Source organism: Aeromonas sp. s4 (assembly GCF_040907855.1).
Lineage (GTDB): Bacteria > Pseudomonadota > Gammaproteobacteria > Enterobacterales > Aeromonadaceae > Aeromonas > Aeromonas caviae.
Genome location: NZ_JBFOCP010000046.1, coordinates 16,751 through 31,039, shown reverse-complemented (window position 1 = coordinate 31,039; position 14,289 = coordinate 16,751). Strand labels below are relative to the sequence as shown.

The 14,289-nt window shown below is 60.0% G+C and carries 11 protein-coding genes; 7 read left to right on the top strand and 4 right to left on the bottom strand.

The features are described from left to right. Positions 1-60 precede the first annotated feature (60 nt). From trxC to AB5Y89_RS15350, 3 genes are all read left to right on the top strand, one after another. Positions 61-501, top strand: a complete 441-nt coding sequence (gene trxC / locus AB5Y89_RS15360) for a thioredoxin TrxC (protein ID WP_368224095.1) — start codon at positions 61-63, stop codon at positions 499-501. A gap of 154 nt (positions 502-655) precedes the next feature. Continuing rightward, entirely contained in the window at positions 656-2,044 is a 1,389-nt protein-coding gene (locus AB5Y89_RS15355) for a DASS family sodium-coupled anion symporter (RefSeq protein ID WP_319911952.1), read from the top strand. A gap of 203 nt (positions 2,045-2,247) precedes the next feature. Beyond that, a complete protein-coding gene (locus tag AB5Y89_RS15350) occupies positions 2,248-2,814 on the top strand; it encodes a cytochrome b/b6 domain-containing protein (protein ID WP_151027674.1) in 567 nt (188 codons plus the stop codon). A gap of 64 nt (positions 2,815-2,878) precedes the next feature. Here the strand turns inward: AB5Y89_RS15350 and AB5Y89_RS15345 are convergent, their stop codons facing one another. Both AB5Y89_RS15345 and AB5Y89_RS15340 read right to left on the bottom strand, forming a co-directional pair. Then, positions 2,879-5,353, bottom strand: a complete 2,475-nt coding sequence (locus tag AB5Y89_RS15345) for a glycogen/starch/alpha-glucan phosphorylase (protein WP_039040874.1) — start codon at positions 5,351-5,353, stop codon at positions 2,879-2,881. A gap of 393 nt (positions 5,354-5,746) precedes the next feature. Further along, positions 5,747-5,944 (bottom strand): DUF4250 domain-containing protein, encoded by a 198-nt coding sequence (locus AB5Y89_RS15340; protein WP_368224093.1) that lies wholly within the window; start codon positions 5,942-5,944, stop codon positions 5,747-5,749. Positions 5,945-6,178: 234 nt separating this feature from the next. Here AB5Y89_RS15340 and AB5Y89_RS15335 point away from each other — a divergent pair, with 234 nt between their 5' ends. Further along, complete coding sequence (locus tag AB5Y89_RS15335) at positions 6,179-6,658, top strand: cell division inhibitor (protein ID WP_201888295.1); 480 nt, start codon at positions 6,179-6,181, stop codon at positions 6,656-6,658. Positions 6,659-6,915: 257 nt separating this feature from the next. Here the strand turns inward: AB5Y89_RS15335 and AB5Y89_RS15330 are convergent, their stop codons facing one another. Continuing rightward, positions 6,916-8,439: a fumarate hydratase gene (locus tag AB5Y89_RS15330; protein WP_010674897.1), complete on the bottom strand. Its 1,524-nt coding sequence runs from the start codon at positions 8,437-8,439 to the stop codon at positions 6,916-6,918. Between the two features lie 210 nt (positions 8,440-8,649). Here AB5Y89_RS15330 and pabB point away from each other — a divergent pair, with 210 nt between their 5' ends. The 3 genes from pabB to AB5Y89_RS15315 all read left to right on the top strand — a co-directional run bounded on the left by pabB (position 8,650) and on the right by AB5Y89_RS15315 (position 12,144). Continuing rightward, the gene (pabB, locus tag AB5Y89_RS15325) at positions 8,650-10,020 is read left to right on the top strand and encodes an aminodeoxychorismate synthase component I (protein ID WP_323934851.1); all 1,371 of its coding nucleotides are present in this window, start codon (positions 8,650-8,652) and stop codon (positions 10,018-10,020) included. A 43-nt stretch (positions 10,021-10,063) separates the two neighbouring features. Next, positions 10,064-10,630: a CoA pyrophosphatase gene (locus AB5Y89_RS15320; RefSeq protein ID WP_029314598.1), complete on the top strand. Its 567-nt coding sequence runs from the start codon at positions 10,064-10,066 to the stop codon at positions 10,628-10,630. A gap of 215 nt (positions 10,631-10,845) precedes the next feature. Further along, the gene (locus tag AB5Y89_RS15315; RefSeq protein WP_029314600.1) at positions 10,846-12,144 is read left to right on the top strand and encodes a serine/threonine transporter; all 1,299 of its coding nucleotides are present in this window, start codon (positions 10,846-10,848) and stop codon (positions 12,142-12,144) included. 733 nt (positions 12,145-12,877) lie between these two features. On the opposite strand, the gene sstT is transcribed toward AB5Y89_RS15315, so the two are convergent. Beyond that, positions 12,878-14,128 carry a serine/threonine transporter SstT gene (gene sstT / locus AB5Y89_RS15310; RefSeq protein ID WP_139737961.1) on the bottom strand — a complete coding sequence of 417 codons (1,251 nt, stop codon included), beginning with the start codon at positions 14,126-14,128 and terminating at the stop codon, positions 12,878-12,880. Between the last annotated feature and the right edge of the window lie 161 nt (positions 14,129-14,289).

The following is a 14,289-nucleotide window of genomic DNA, read 5'->3' as shown; positions in this document are numbered from 1 at the left end:
GTTAGTCGGCGCTCTGATTGCAATAAAGATGTTGCCGGGCCATGAAATAAGGAAGCAATTATGTCACTTGTCACCACCTATTGTAGCCAATGCTTTACCCGCAACCGCCTGCCTGTCGAAAAAGCAGACTCAAACGCGAAGTGTGGCCGCTGCCGTCACGCCCTCTTCGAACAAACCCCGGTGGCGGGGCGTCAGGCCAGCTTCGATGCCCTGATCCAGTCCGACATCCCGGTGGTGGTGGACTTTTGGGCAAGCTGGTGTGGCCCCTGCCTGCAGTTTGCCCCCGTCTTTCAGGAGGTCGCCCGGGAGCTTGAGCCCCGCCTTCGCTTCGTGAAACTCGATACCGAGCAGGAGGCCGCCATCGCAGGTCGCTATGGCATTCGCAGCATTCCTACCCTGATGGTCTTCCAGCGGGGGGAGACCCTGGCACAGCGCAGCGGCGCCCTGCCCAAGAGCCTGTTCAAGGAGTGGCTGCTCTCCTTCACCTCCCCCGTCAAATGAAAATAAAATGTTTCATTTCTGTTTGATTGAAGATCCATTTTCACTTGACTCTGTGAGTCGCCACATGATTTGACCATATCCCCCTGTTTCAAACAGGGGGATATATGTAACCTCGGCATCACAACAACAACCATAAATTAACCGAGAGAACGTTATGCACACATCGGCTGTACCTCCGACTCCCCCCTCACGCTGGCTGGACATCAAGTCCGGGATCGTCATCCTGGATCTGCTCCTGCTCTGCGCCATGCTGGCATGGCTCCCGTTTGACCCCATGGTCAACAAGGGGCTGGCCATCCTGATCTTCATCGCCATCCTCTGGCTGACCGAGGCGGTGAACATCACCATCACCGCCATCTCCATCCCGGTGCTCGCCACCCTGCTCGGGGTGTTCGACATGAGCAAGTCGCTGACCGACTTTGCCAACCCCGTCCTGTTCCTCTTCTTTGGCGGCTTTGCCCTCGCGGCAGCCCTCTCCAAGCAGGGACTCGACACCCAGATCGCCGGCAAGGTGATGCAGCTCGCCAAGGGACACCTGGGCTGGGCTTCCATCGTGCTCTTCACCATCACGGCCGCCCTCTCCATGTGGATCAGCAACACCGCCACCGCGGCCATGATGATGCCGCTGGCCCTCGGCATGCTGAAGGGGCTGGACGTTCACAAGGAGCGCCGCACTCTGGTCTTCGTGCTGCTTGGCGTCGCCTATAGCGCCAGCATCGGTGGCATCGGCACCCTGGTGGGCAGCCCCCCCAATGCCATCGCCGCCGCCCAGATGGGCTTGGGCTTCACCGACTGGCTGGAGTTCGGCATCCCCGTGGTGATCATCTTCATGCCGGTGGGCATCGGCCTGCTCTACTGGGTGACCCGTCCCAATCTCTCCCACCAGGTCAACACCGAGCAGGTCACCATCGAGTGGACAGGCCAGCGCAAGGTGACCCTGGCCATCTTCCTGACCACTGTGCTGCTGTGGATTGGATCCCAGCCTCTTGCCAAGGCGCTGGGCGGCATTCCCCAGTTCGATACCCTGATCGCCATGGGCGCCATCCTGGCCATCGCCGTCAGCCGGGTCGCCAGCTGGGATGACATCAACCAGAACACCGACTGGGGCGTGCTGCTGCTGTTCGGGGGTGGTCTCACCTTGAGCGCCATCCTCAAGCAGACCGGGGCCAACGCCTTCCTGGCGGAGCACCTCTCCAGCGGCCTCTCCTCCATGCCCATCTTCGTGATCCTGCTCTGCCTGGCCGCCTTCGTGGTGTTCCTCACCGAGCTGGTCTCCAACACTGCCACTGCCGCGCTGCTGGTGCCGCTGTTCGCCGGGGTGGCCGAGGCACTGGGGGTCTCCCCCATCGTGGTCTCGGTGCTGATCGCCGTCGGCGCCTCCTGTGCCTTCATGCTGCCGGTGGCCACGCCCCCCAACGCCATCGTCTTCGCCAGCGGCCATATCCAGCAGCGGGAGATGATGCGGGCCGGTCTGGTACTGAACCTGGTGTTCACCGTTATCCTGACCATGCTTGCCTATTTCATGGGGGATATCCTCCACTGAGGTTCGCCCCCCTAATGCCCCTCCAAGCCCCGCATCGCCGGGGCTTTTTCTCGCCCCGAAACAACCGTTCTCCCCTACCCGCGACATCACGACGACGTTAACTCGCACTTAAGAAATCGCCTCCATGATGCTGACAACGGCCATCACGCAGCCATGGCTGACGATGGCGATGATCATGGACATCACGACAAGGGGATCACCTCATGGGAAAGACGATGCAGAACAACCGTGAAATCAAGGTATGGGATCCGGTGGTCAGGGGATTTCACTGGGCCACTGTGCTGTTGTGCGTGCTGAATCTCTTCATCCTTGAAGAGGGGGCGCGCAACCACCGCTATGCGGGATATGCGCTGGCCGGACTGCTGGCACTGCGCATCGTATGGGGATTCATCGGCTCCTATCATGCCCGCTTCGCCCAGTGGCTGCCGACACCGGCCGGCGTCATCACCTATCTCAAGGAGACGATCAAGGGGCGCCACCCCTACTACGCCGGTCACAATCCTTTGGGGTCCTTGATGATACTGCTGCTGTTGACCTGCCTTGTCGGCACCGCCGCCAGCGGGATCATGACCGAATACGGGCCTCTCTCCGGCACCCATCGCATGGAAGAGATCCACGAGTTCTTTGCCAAGGGGCTGCAGGTGGCCATCTTCGTCCATGTACTGGCCGTCATCGCCCTGGATCGTCTGGTACGGGGCGATCTCGTCAGGGCGATGATCACCGGCAAGAAACGGGTGCCGGCGGACACCCGGGTGGTCGACAGGCCCTGAGCCTCTCTCAACCCGACAGATGAAAAAAAACCCCGCATCGCGGGGTTTTTCACAGGAGCAGACATCAGCCGACGCTGCAGCTCGTCAGTTTCCAGATCCGGTCTACGTAATCCTGGATGGAGCGGTCGGAGTTGAACTTGCCCATGGTGGCCGAGTTGATGATGGCCTTCTTCGCCCACAGGGCCGGATCCCGGTACCAGGCGTCGATCAGCTTGTGCGCCTCGGAGTAGGACTCGAAATCCGCCAGGGTCAGGTAAGGGTCTCCCCCTTCCAGCAGGGAACGCTTGATAGAGGAGAGTTCCCCCGGGCGACCCGGCGTGAAGTAGTCGGTATCAAACCAGTCCAGCACGGCTTTCAGTTCGGAGTTGGCGTAGTAGAAGTCATACGGGTTGTAGCCGCGCGCCTTCAGGGACTTCACCTCGTCCACATTCAGACCGAAGATGGCGCAGTTTTCGGCACCCGCCTCTTCGGCGATCTCGATGTTGGCTCCATCCAGCGTCCCGATGGTGATGGCACCGTTCAGCGCCATCTTCATGTTGCCGGTACCGGATGCTTCGTAACCTGCGGTGGAGATCTGCTCGGAGACATCCGCCGCCGGGATCAGCTTCTCGGCAAGGCTCACGCGGTAGTTCGGCATGAACACCACTTTCAGCTTGCCCTGGATACGGGCGTCGTTGTTGACCCGCTCCGCCAGCTTGTTGATGGCGTAGATGATGTCCTTGGCCAGCTTGTAGCCGGGCGCCGCCTTGGAGCCGAAGATGAACACCCGCGGATGCATGTCATAGTCCGGGTTCGCCAGCAGGCGACGGTAGAGCGCCATGATGTGGATGAGGTTCAGCTGCTGGCGCTTGTACTCGTGCAGACGCTTGATCTGGACGTCGAAGATCGCCTCCGCGCTCACGTCGATGCCGGTTTCCGCCTTGATGACCTTGACCAGCTTCTCCTTGTTGTGGCGCTTGATGGTCATGAACTGCTGCTGGAACGCCTTGTCGTCGGCAAACTTCACCACGCTGCGCAGCTTGTCCAGTTGCAGCGGCCACTCCTTGCCCACCACCTCGTTGTAGAGTTCGGCCAGTTCCGGGTTGCAGGCCAGCAGCCAGCGACGGGGAGTCACGCCGTTGGTGACGTTGCACATCTTCTCGGGCCACAGCTCGGCATACTCGGGGAAGAGATCTTCCTTCACCAGCTTGGAGTGGATCTCGGCCACACCGTTCACCTTGGAGGAGCCGATGACGCACAGGTTGCCCATGCGCACCTTGCGCACGTCACCCTCTTCGATGATGGAAAGCTTGGCCTTGATGGCATCGTTGCCCGGCCACTTGGGCTCCACCAGCTCGTTCAGGAAACGGGCGTTGATTTCGTAAATGATCTCGAGATGGCGCGGCAGTACCTTCTCGAACAGGCTGACGGACCACTTCTCCAGCGCTTCCGGCAGCAGGGTGTGGTTGGTGTAGGAGAAGACCTGATAGCAGATGCCCCAGGCGGTATCCCAGTTCAGCCCCTCTTCGTCCACCAGCACGCGCATCAGCTCGGGGATGGCCACGGTGGGGTGGGTATCGTTGAGCTGGATGGCGATTTGCGCGGCAAAGTTGCTGAAGTCACTGCCATGCACCCGCTTGTAGCGACGCATGATGTCCTTGATGGAGCAGGCGCAGAAGAAGTACTGCTGGATAAGGCGCAGCTCCTTGCCGGCGTCGGTCTCATCGTTCGGGTAGAGCACCTTGGAGATGGTCTCGGCCTGGGCCTTTTCGGCCTGGGAGTCGATATAACCACCGGCGTTGAACACGTCCCAGTCGAAGAACTCGGAGGCGCGGGATTCCCACAGACGCAGGATGTTGACGGTGTGACCACCGAAGCCGACCACCGGAATGTCCCAGGGTACCCCTTTGATCTTGCGACCGGCGTGCCACACCTTCTTCAGGCCACCCTTGTCACCAAAGACGGTCTCCACGTAGCCGTAAAGCGGGATCTCCTGCACCGATTCCGGGCGGCAGATCTCCCAGGGGTTGCCATATTCGCGCCAGGAGTCCGGACGCTCGATCTGACGGCCATCCTGAATTTCCTGACGGAACAGGCCGTGCTCGTAGTGAATGCCATAGCCCACCGCCGGGTAGTTCAGGGTCGCCAGGGAATCGATGAAGCAGGCAGCCAGACGACCCAGGCCGCCGTTGCCAAGGGCCATGTCAGGCTCTTGTTCGCAAAGATCGGTCAGTTCCAGACCGAGTTCACCCAGCGCCTCTTCACAGACTTTGTAGAGGGAGAGGTTGTGCAGGTTGTTGGAGGTCAAACGCCCCATCAAAAATTCAGCAGAGAGATAGTGAATCGCACGAGTATCTTTCTTGAAGTGAGTCTGCTGAGTACGGGTCAGGCGCTCGTACACCTGTTCATTGACGGCGGCAGCGGTCGCTTTCCACCAGGCATCCGGAGAGGCTTTCTGTTCGCTTGTACCCAAGGTAGAACGCAGGTGACGCACGATACTCGCCTTGAGCTGATCTTTATCCAGTTGGAGATCCTGGTCTGTCTTCTTCTTGGTAGCCATAAACCATTTTCCTTCGTTACAAATAAAAAATGTCATCCCATCGGGGGGACCGGCGCTGTTGTTATCTCAGAATATGCTCCGGCGGGGGCATACTAGCTAAAGCCAAGGGTTTAAAAGTTAACGTGAGTCACACTTTAACGCATAAAAATGACAGTTTCACCATGAAAACCCTTTCCTTTAGTCCGCCTGAATGAAATATAAATTTCGTTTTAAATCATAGTGATACAAGAAAACAAAAAAGATAGTTTCATGAATAGGTTTTCAATGATTGCCTGTGACTGAAAATACGTGAAAATAACCGTCAACACGGGAGAAATTGAAAGCGTTTTCAATTCACACCTCCTCGTCAGGTAATAAAAAGGATGCCCCAATCGGAGCACCCTTTGATTTCAATTAACTATGCGCCTTGAACTGATTGCTCATGGGGTCGTAGTGATACCCGATCTGTTGCAGACGGGTAGCCAGCTGATCTTCTGTCATGTCGTAGTAAGCCAGCAGCTCTTCAAGGCCATCACACTCCAGCCGCAGCTTCTCGTTGATGATCCCGAGCAGAATGTTGGCATCCAGTCGTTGTAAGGTACTGACGTCCATCTCACTCCCTCCTCTCCCCATACAGGACTGTATAACCATGAGCGCCGACCCGAAGTTTGTCTACAGGTTAAAAAACACCCTGCATAAGAAAGATATAAATATTCTTTTTAATCATGGAGTTAAAATCATCTCCTGTTAATCGGCTCACACTTTTAGCCACAAATGACTTGTCACTCCTTGCGAACAGAACTACTGTATGCGCATACAGCATGGTTATTCATACAGGAACGACATATGAGCCAGCCCCTGAATCTTTGCCCCCCCTCCTCCTCTGCCGGTCTGATCACCACCTGGCCCACTCGCCATCAGAGCAAGATGGGACAAGAGCAGCGGCGCGGCCCTCTCCATCAGGAAGCACCGCTGCTGGATGCCCTGGGGCAACTGAGTCAGTCCGACAGTGGCTGGATCCTGCTCGTCGCCCCGCCAGGTCTGCCCGCCGCCGCGCAATTGCAGGCCAGAGGGATCAATCCTGCCAGGGTGCTTGTCGTGCACGCCCCCAAGATCAAGAATTGGCAGCGCCTGCTGGAGCAGAGCCTGATCAATGGTCACTGTGCCGCCGTGCTGACCTGGCTGCCCGAACAGGTCGCCCTGGACCGGAGCACATTGAGCACCCTGGGCCAGCGTGCCGGTGTCCTGACCCGCTTCTTCGAGCCCTCAACCCCTCTGGGTGGGGCACTGAGCTACGGCGGCCAGGATGTCTACCTGAACCACTGATCGCCCCTTCGGCGTGACAGCCAATGCGCCGGCATTGCCCACCGGGTTATCCAGGCTTCCGACCCGGGATGTCATGGCGACAAAGACAAAGCAGCACAGCAGCACAGCAGCACAGCAGCACAGCAGCACAGCAGCAGTAAATTTGCTCAGGCCAAGACCGTCAAACGGGGCCCGCAAAAAAGGCGACCCGAGGGTCGCCTTTCAACATGCTGCTGTACGGGGCTAATCGCTCTGCGTTTGCACCGAAGCCCGATTGATCAAGCCAGCTTGGTCTCCAGCTCGGCAATCTTGGCGGACCAGTAGGCCGGGCCGGTCTCGTGGATGTTGTTGCCCTGGGAGTCGACCGCCACGGTGACCGGCATGTCTTCCACCTCGAACTCATAGATGGCCTCCATCCCCAGATCGGCAAAGGCCACCACGCGCGCTTTCTTGATGGCTTTCGCCACCAGGTAAGCGGCGCCACCCACCGCCATCAGGTAGACAGCCTGGTGCTGCTTGATGCTCTCGACCGTCTTGGGGCCGCGCTCGGACTTGCCGATCATGCCGATAAGGCCGGTTTCTCCCAGCATCATGTCGGTGAATTTGTCCATCCGGGTGGACGTGGTGGGACCAGCCGGGCCGACCACCTCGTCACGTACCGCATCGACCGGGCCCACGTAATAGATGAAGCGGTTGGTGAAATCGACCCCTTCCGGCAGTCCTTCACCTTTTTTCAGCATGTCGGCGATGCGCTTGTGGGCGGCGTCGCGGCCGGTCAGGATCTTGCCGGAGAGCAGCACGGTATCGCCGCTCTTCCAGCTGGCAAGCTCTGCCTTGGTGATACCATCCACGTTGACCCGGCGCACATTGCCACCGGACTCACGGGTGATCTCCGGCCAGTCTTCCAGCCTGGGGGGTGTCAGCTCCGCCGGGCCGGAGCCATCGAGTTCGAAATGCACGTGACGGGTGGCGGCGCAGTTGGGGATCATCACCACGGGCTTGGAGGCGGCGTGGGTCGGTGCGGATTTCACCTTCACATCCAGCACCGTGGTCAGGCCGCCCAGCCCCTGGGCACCGATCCCGAGCTTGTTGACCTTGTCATAGAGCTCGACCCTCAGCTTCTCTTCGGTGGTCTCGGGACCACGGGCAATCAGCTCCTGGATGTCGATGTGCTCCATCAGAGCTTCCTTGGCGAGCACCGCCGCCTTCTCGGCGGTGCCGCCGATGCCGATGCCGAGCATGCCGGGCGGGCACCAGCCAGCCCCCATGGTCGGCACCGTCTTGAGCACCCACTCCACGATGTCGTCGGAGGGGTTGAGCATCACCATTTTCGATTTGTTTTCGGAGCCGCCCCCCTTGGCCGCGATACTCACTTCCACCTTGTTGCCCGGGATCATGTCGATGTGCACGACAGCGGGGGCATTGTCTTTGGTGTTCTTGCGGCTGCCGGCCGGATCCGCCAGCACGGAGGCGCGCAGCGGGTTGTCCGGATTGGTATAGGCGCGGCGGGTGCCCTCATCCACCATCTCCTGGACCGTCATGTCGCTGTCCCACTGTACCTGCATGCCGATCTTGACGAAGCAGGTGACGATACCGGTGTCCTGACAGAGCGGGCGATGACCTTCGGCAGACATGCGGGAGTTGATCAAGATCTGGGCCAGGGCATCCTTGGCGGCCGGGTTGATCTCGCGGTCATAGGCGGCCTTGGCGGCCTGCACGAAATCGAGGGGGTGGTAGAAGGAGATGTACTGCAGGGCGTCAGCAATGGAATCGATAAAGTCCTGTTTTCTAATGATGCTCATATCATCCTCACTGGTCCTTGTTATCGCTTGCGCGAGCAAGGGCTTCCATATGAGCCGGGCCTTCGGCAGGTGGCAAATGCACCTGGAGCCGGCAGACTGCGGCGTGTTTTTATAACGGTGTTTTTCTTAAAAATGCCGGCGGCCATGATACGCTTGACCACCCGAACCGGCTAGGGAGCCGGGCGCAAACTGTTGCCTATGTAACAAAAAATGAAACCAAGACTGCATATCCACCATTTCGACCCGCAGGCCTCGCTCCACACCTGGTTCGCCAGCCTGCAACACCAACCCTGGGCCATCCTGCTGGAATCCGCCGGCCCCCTGGGGGCTGACAACGGTTTTGACATCATCAGCGCCGATCCGCTTGCCACCCTGGAAACCCGGGGTACCAGCACCTGCCTCACCCAGGATAACCACCAGCACCATCATGACGGCGATCCCCTCGCCCTGCTCGCCAAGACCCAGCAAGCCCTGCTTGGGGAGCGCGTTGAGGATGACTCGGGATTGCCGTTTATCGGGGGGGCCCTGGGACTCTTTGGCTACGATCTGGGCCGACGATTCGAGCGTCTGCCCGCAGTGGCGCAACAGGACATCCAGGTGCCCGACATGGCGGTCGGGATCTACGACTGGGCGCTGCTGCGAAATGTCGCGACGGGACACTGGCAACTGGCCCACTGGGGTGATGAAGCCGGCCTCGCCCGCAGGCTCGACTGGCTGATGGCGCAGCGCGAACGAACCACCCTCCCCCTTCGCCTGACCGGCCCCTGGCAGAGCAACATGACGCGGGCCGAATACGGAGACAAGTTTGCCCGTATCCAGGCCTATCTGGCGGCGGGGGATTGTTACCAGATCAACCTGACCCAGCGCTTCAGCGCCCCTTATCAGGGGGATGAATGGTCCGCCTATCTCGCCCTGAGCGCCGCCAACAAGGCGCCGTTCTCCGCCTTTGTCCGCCTGCCGCACAGCGCCATTCTGAGCCTCTCCCCGGAGCGTTTCCTGCTGCTCGACAAGCGCCATATCGAGACCAAGCCCATCAAGGGCACCCGGCCTCGCCACCCTGATCCCGCCCAGGATGCCAGGGTGGCCGAGTCGCTCGCCAGCGCCGACAAGGACAGATCGGAGAACCTGATGATCGTCGATCTGCTGCGCAACGACATCGGCCGGGTGAGCCGGCCGGGGTCGGTCACGGTCCCGCACCTCTTTGCCGTGGAATCCTTCCCGGCGGTGCATCATCTGGTTTCCACCATTCACGGAGAACTGGATGCGCGCTGGCAAGAAGTGGATCTGCTGCGGGCCTGCTTCCCCGGCGGCTCCATCACAGGGGCTCCTAAGATCCGGGCGATGGAGATCATCGAGGAGCTGGAGCCGGTGCGGCGCAATGCCTACTGCGGCAGCATCGGTTATCTGAGTCAGCACGGAAGGATGGATACCAGCATCTGCATCCGTACCCTGATCGCCGAAGCCGGTCAGCTGCACTGCTGGGCGGGGGGCGGCATCATCGCCGACTCCGATCCCGACGCCGAATATCAGGAGACCTACGACAAGGTGGCCCGCATCCTGCCACTGCTCGATGCCCTTTGACCCCATCCGGCCCTGCGGGGCCGACACAAGGAGACCCATGGAGATGACGAGTGCCGAGCTGCTGACCCGCTTTTTGCTGCAGCGCCCCGCCCCCGCCCATCGCCTGGCACTGGCCGGGCTCAAACCTGCCGCCGTGTTGATCCCCCTGGTGGAGCGCCCCGAGGGCCTGCACCTGCTGCTGACGCGCCGCAGCGCCGCCCTGCGCCACCACCCGGGGCAGATCAGCTTTCCCGGCGGGCGCCAGGACCCGGAAGACCGGGACCTCATTCACACCGCGCTCAGGGAAACCGAGGAGGAGCTTGGCATTCCCCCCTCCCAGATCCGGATCATCGGCAGCCTCACCCCTCTCAATACCGTCTCACGCTACGATGTGCTGCCGGTCCTCGCCATGCTCGACCCAGGCTACGGGCTGACCCTGAGCCAGGACGAGGTGGCCCAGGCCTTCGAAGTCCCCCTCGCCCACGTGCTGGATCCGGGGCAGCACATAGCCCTGAGCCTGCCAAGAGCGGACGGTCGTCACACCATCTATTGGATCCCTTGGGAGCAATCTTTCATCTGGGGAGCCACTGCCAGCATGATCCGCCAGCTTGCCCAGCACATCTCAACATAACATTTTGACAACATAATGAGGTGAGAAATTATCCAGTTAACATTCAAATAACACTGCATTTGATAAATAAATTTTGATTTTTTATTCTTTTGATCACATTTCTACAAGAAAGTACGGGTTTCAGCCGCACAAAGGTGAATTTGATCAACATTTTTGATTAAAAAGAAAGTATTCTTGCGCCGACTAATTAAAACCACACATTCGGGGTGAGACACATGTCCAATACTGTCACTGGCGCACAGGATGTTGCAGCCGCACAGGAGCAAGGAATCAGCTCGGTCCAATCTCGCGGTTGGAGTAAACAAGACACCACCTGGGTGATCAGCCTGTTCGGTACCGCCGTCGGTGCAGGCATCCTGTTCCTGCCCATCAACGCCGGTATGGGTGGCTTCTGGCCGCTGGTGGTGATGGCGCTGCTGGTCGGCCCCATGACCTACCTGGCCCACCGTGGTCTGGCGCGCTTCGTGCTTTCCTCCAAGCAACCCAATGCCGACATCACCCAGGTGGTGGAAGAGCACTTCGGCGTGGGTGCCGGTAAATTGATCACCCTGCTCTACTTCTTCGCCATCTACCCCATCGTGCTGATCTACGGCGTGGGCATCACCAACACGGTGGAAAGCTTCCTGGTCAACCAGTTGCAGATGACGCCGCCCCCGCGCTGGATCCTCTCCATCGTGCTCATCATGGCCATGATGTCCGTGATGCTGGCTGGCGAGAAGCTGATGCTGAAAGTGACCGAGTTCCTGGTCTATCCGCTCATCGCCATTCTGGCGGGCATCTCCCTGTACCTGATCCCGGACTGGACCGGTGCGGCCCTGAATGAAATGCCGAGCACCAAGGATTTCGCCACCACCCTGTGGCTGACCATCCCGGTGCTGGTCTTCTCCTTCAACCACAGCCCGGCCATCTCCAGCTTCGCCCTGGCTCAGCGCCGTGATCACGGTGAGCATGCCGTCGCCAAGTCCGACGCCATCCTCAAACGCACCGCCATCATTCTGCTGGGCTTCGTGATGTTCTTCGTCTTCTCCTGCGTGATGAGCCTGACGCCGGCCCAGCTGGCAGAAGCCAAGTCCCAGAACATCGCCGTGCTCTCCTACCTGGCCAACCAGCATGCGAGCCCCATCATCTCCTACTTCGGTCCGCTGGTTGCCTTCGTGGCCATCGTCTCCTCCTTCTTCGGCCACTATCTGGGTGCCCGTGAAGGTCTGAAAGGGATGATCGTCCAGAACATGCGCAGCTCCGGCAAGGCACCGAACCACAAGAAAGTGGAGCTGTTCATCATCGCCTTCTTCATCCTGACCCTGTGGGGCGTTGCTGTGATCAACCCCTCCATCCTCGGGATGATCGAATCCCTGGGTGGCCCCATCATCGCCACCATCCTGTTCCTCATGCCCATGTACGCCATCAAGCGCGTTCCGGCCATGGCGAAATACCAGGGCCAGATCAGCAACGTCTTCGTGGCGACCATGGGCCTTATCGCCATCTCCGCCATCCTTTATCAACTGGTCGGCTAAGCCTTCCTGCGATACCGTCGGACCAGCATCTGGCCCGGCGCCTCCCACAGCCCGGCAGATCTCCTCTGCCGGGCTGTGTTCGTTATGATCATCAGGCACTGAGCTCAGATGATCAGAGTCCTCAGATCAGAGACAGCCCTTTCACCCACTCTCTTTCTCCTTGGTGACAGCTTGCCGCTCATATTCCTTTCCCCATGGCACACGACCAAGGCGTGCTGCGTTATCCCGTCATCTGCCGCACGCCATCTGCCTTGCCAGACAGAACACCAGAGCCCTTGTCCTTACCAGGAACGCCCGATCTTCGGGGTTTAGCCCAGAGAGCCCAGGTCCCCACCCAATGGAGCCTTTCTTCAAGGCATTCAAGGAAAATACCGGCCACAGGGCGCAGGCAAACCGCCGAGAGGGCCTTGACCGGGATTCTCGTGCAGCGACCGAAGAACAGATGACCCCTTCGGTCACCAGAGGGGATGCCACAAGCCGCCATGCTGACAGCACAAACAGCCCGATATGCCCGGCCGAATGCAGCGCAGGGCACGTTGGTACAGGGAATGGCGTGTTGGCGGTGGCGAGAACACGAAGGCGGCCAACGGGCCCCTCCCGGGAAATCACACAGGGGGATCCGAGCACTGTCAATGCCATGACACGGCGAGAAGGTGCAGGGCGCCTGACGCCCGCGCAAATAAAAAGCGCCCTCCGAAGAGGGCGCCTGTGCAGAGCGGAACGTCTGAGGGGATCAGGCTTCGCGGCTGGGGACCGGGGCGGCATCCAGCAGGCTCTCATCCTCGGCCATGCAGGCGGCCGCAGTGAACAGCACGTCGGTGGAGCTGTTGAGGGCCGTCTCGGCGGAATCCTGCAACACCCCGATGATGAAGCCAACGGCCACCACCTGCATGGCGATATCGTTGCTGATACCGAACAGGCTGCACGCCAGCGGGATCAGCAGCAGGGAGCCGCCCGCCACACCGGAAGCGCCACAGGCACTGATGGTGGCGACGACGGAGAGCAGAATGGCGGTCGCCATGTCCACTTCCATCCCCAGGGTATGCACCGCCGCCATGGTGAGCACGGTAATGGTGATGGCGGCGCCGGCCATGTTGATGGTGGCCCCCAGCGGGATGGAGACCGCATAGGTGTCTTCCGGCAGGCGCAGCCTCTCGGCCAGGGCCATGTTGACCGGAATGTTGGCGGCGGAGCTACGGGTGAAGAAGGCGGTCACACCGCTCTCTTTCAGGCAGGTCAGCACCAGGGGATAGGGGTTGCGCTTGATCTTCCAGAAGACGATGAGCGGATTGACCACGAAGGCGATGAACAGCATGCAGCCGATCAGTACCACCAGCAGCTGGGCATAGCCAAACAGCGCATCGAAGCCGGTTTCAGCCAGGGTGGAGGCAACCAGGCCCAGGATGCCGAGCGGAGCGCAACGGATCACGGCCTTGACGATGGCGGAAACCCCGTGGGACACATCGGAAATCAGTGATTTGGTGCTCTCATTGGCGTGACGCATGGCGATACCAAGGCCGATGGCCCAGGCCAGGATGCCGATATAGTTGGCTTCCAGCAGTGCTTTCACCGGGTTGGTCACCACGTTGAACAGCAGGGTCTGCAACACTTCCGTGATGCCCCCCGGCGGCGTGATCTCGGTAGCGCCTGCCACCAGATGCAGGTTGGAGGGGAAGAGGAAGCTCGCCACCACTGCCACGGCAGCCGCCAGGAAGGTACCCAGCACATAGAGCAGCAGGATCGGTTTCATGTTGGTCTTCTGGCCCTGCTTGTGGCCGATGATCGCCGACATCACCAGCACGAAGACCAGCAGCGGCGCCACGGCCTTCAGGGCGCCGACGAACAGGCTGCCGAGCAGACCCGCCGCCTTGGCCCACTCGGGCATGAACATCGCAAGAAGGATACCGAATACCAGACCGACCAGGATCTGGCTAACCAGACTGGTGCTGTTGACCAGTCGAATGAGGGGGTGTTGTTGTGTCATCAAGTAGTCCCTGTGCACTCATGGTGCGTGAATCATTAGTCCTGTTGGCAACCAGCCCCGCGCATTGGCACCGGTCCGTTGACGGTGACGCCGTGGGCAGCTCTTCTGGTGGATCTGTCCCGTTCGCGTGGGGTTGCGGACAGGAATATCCCATCTGCCAT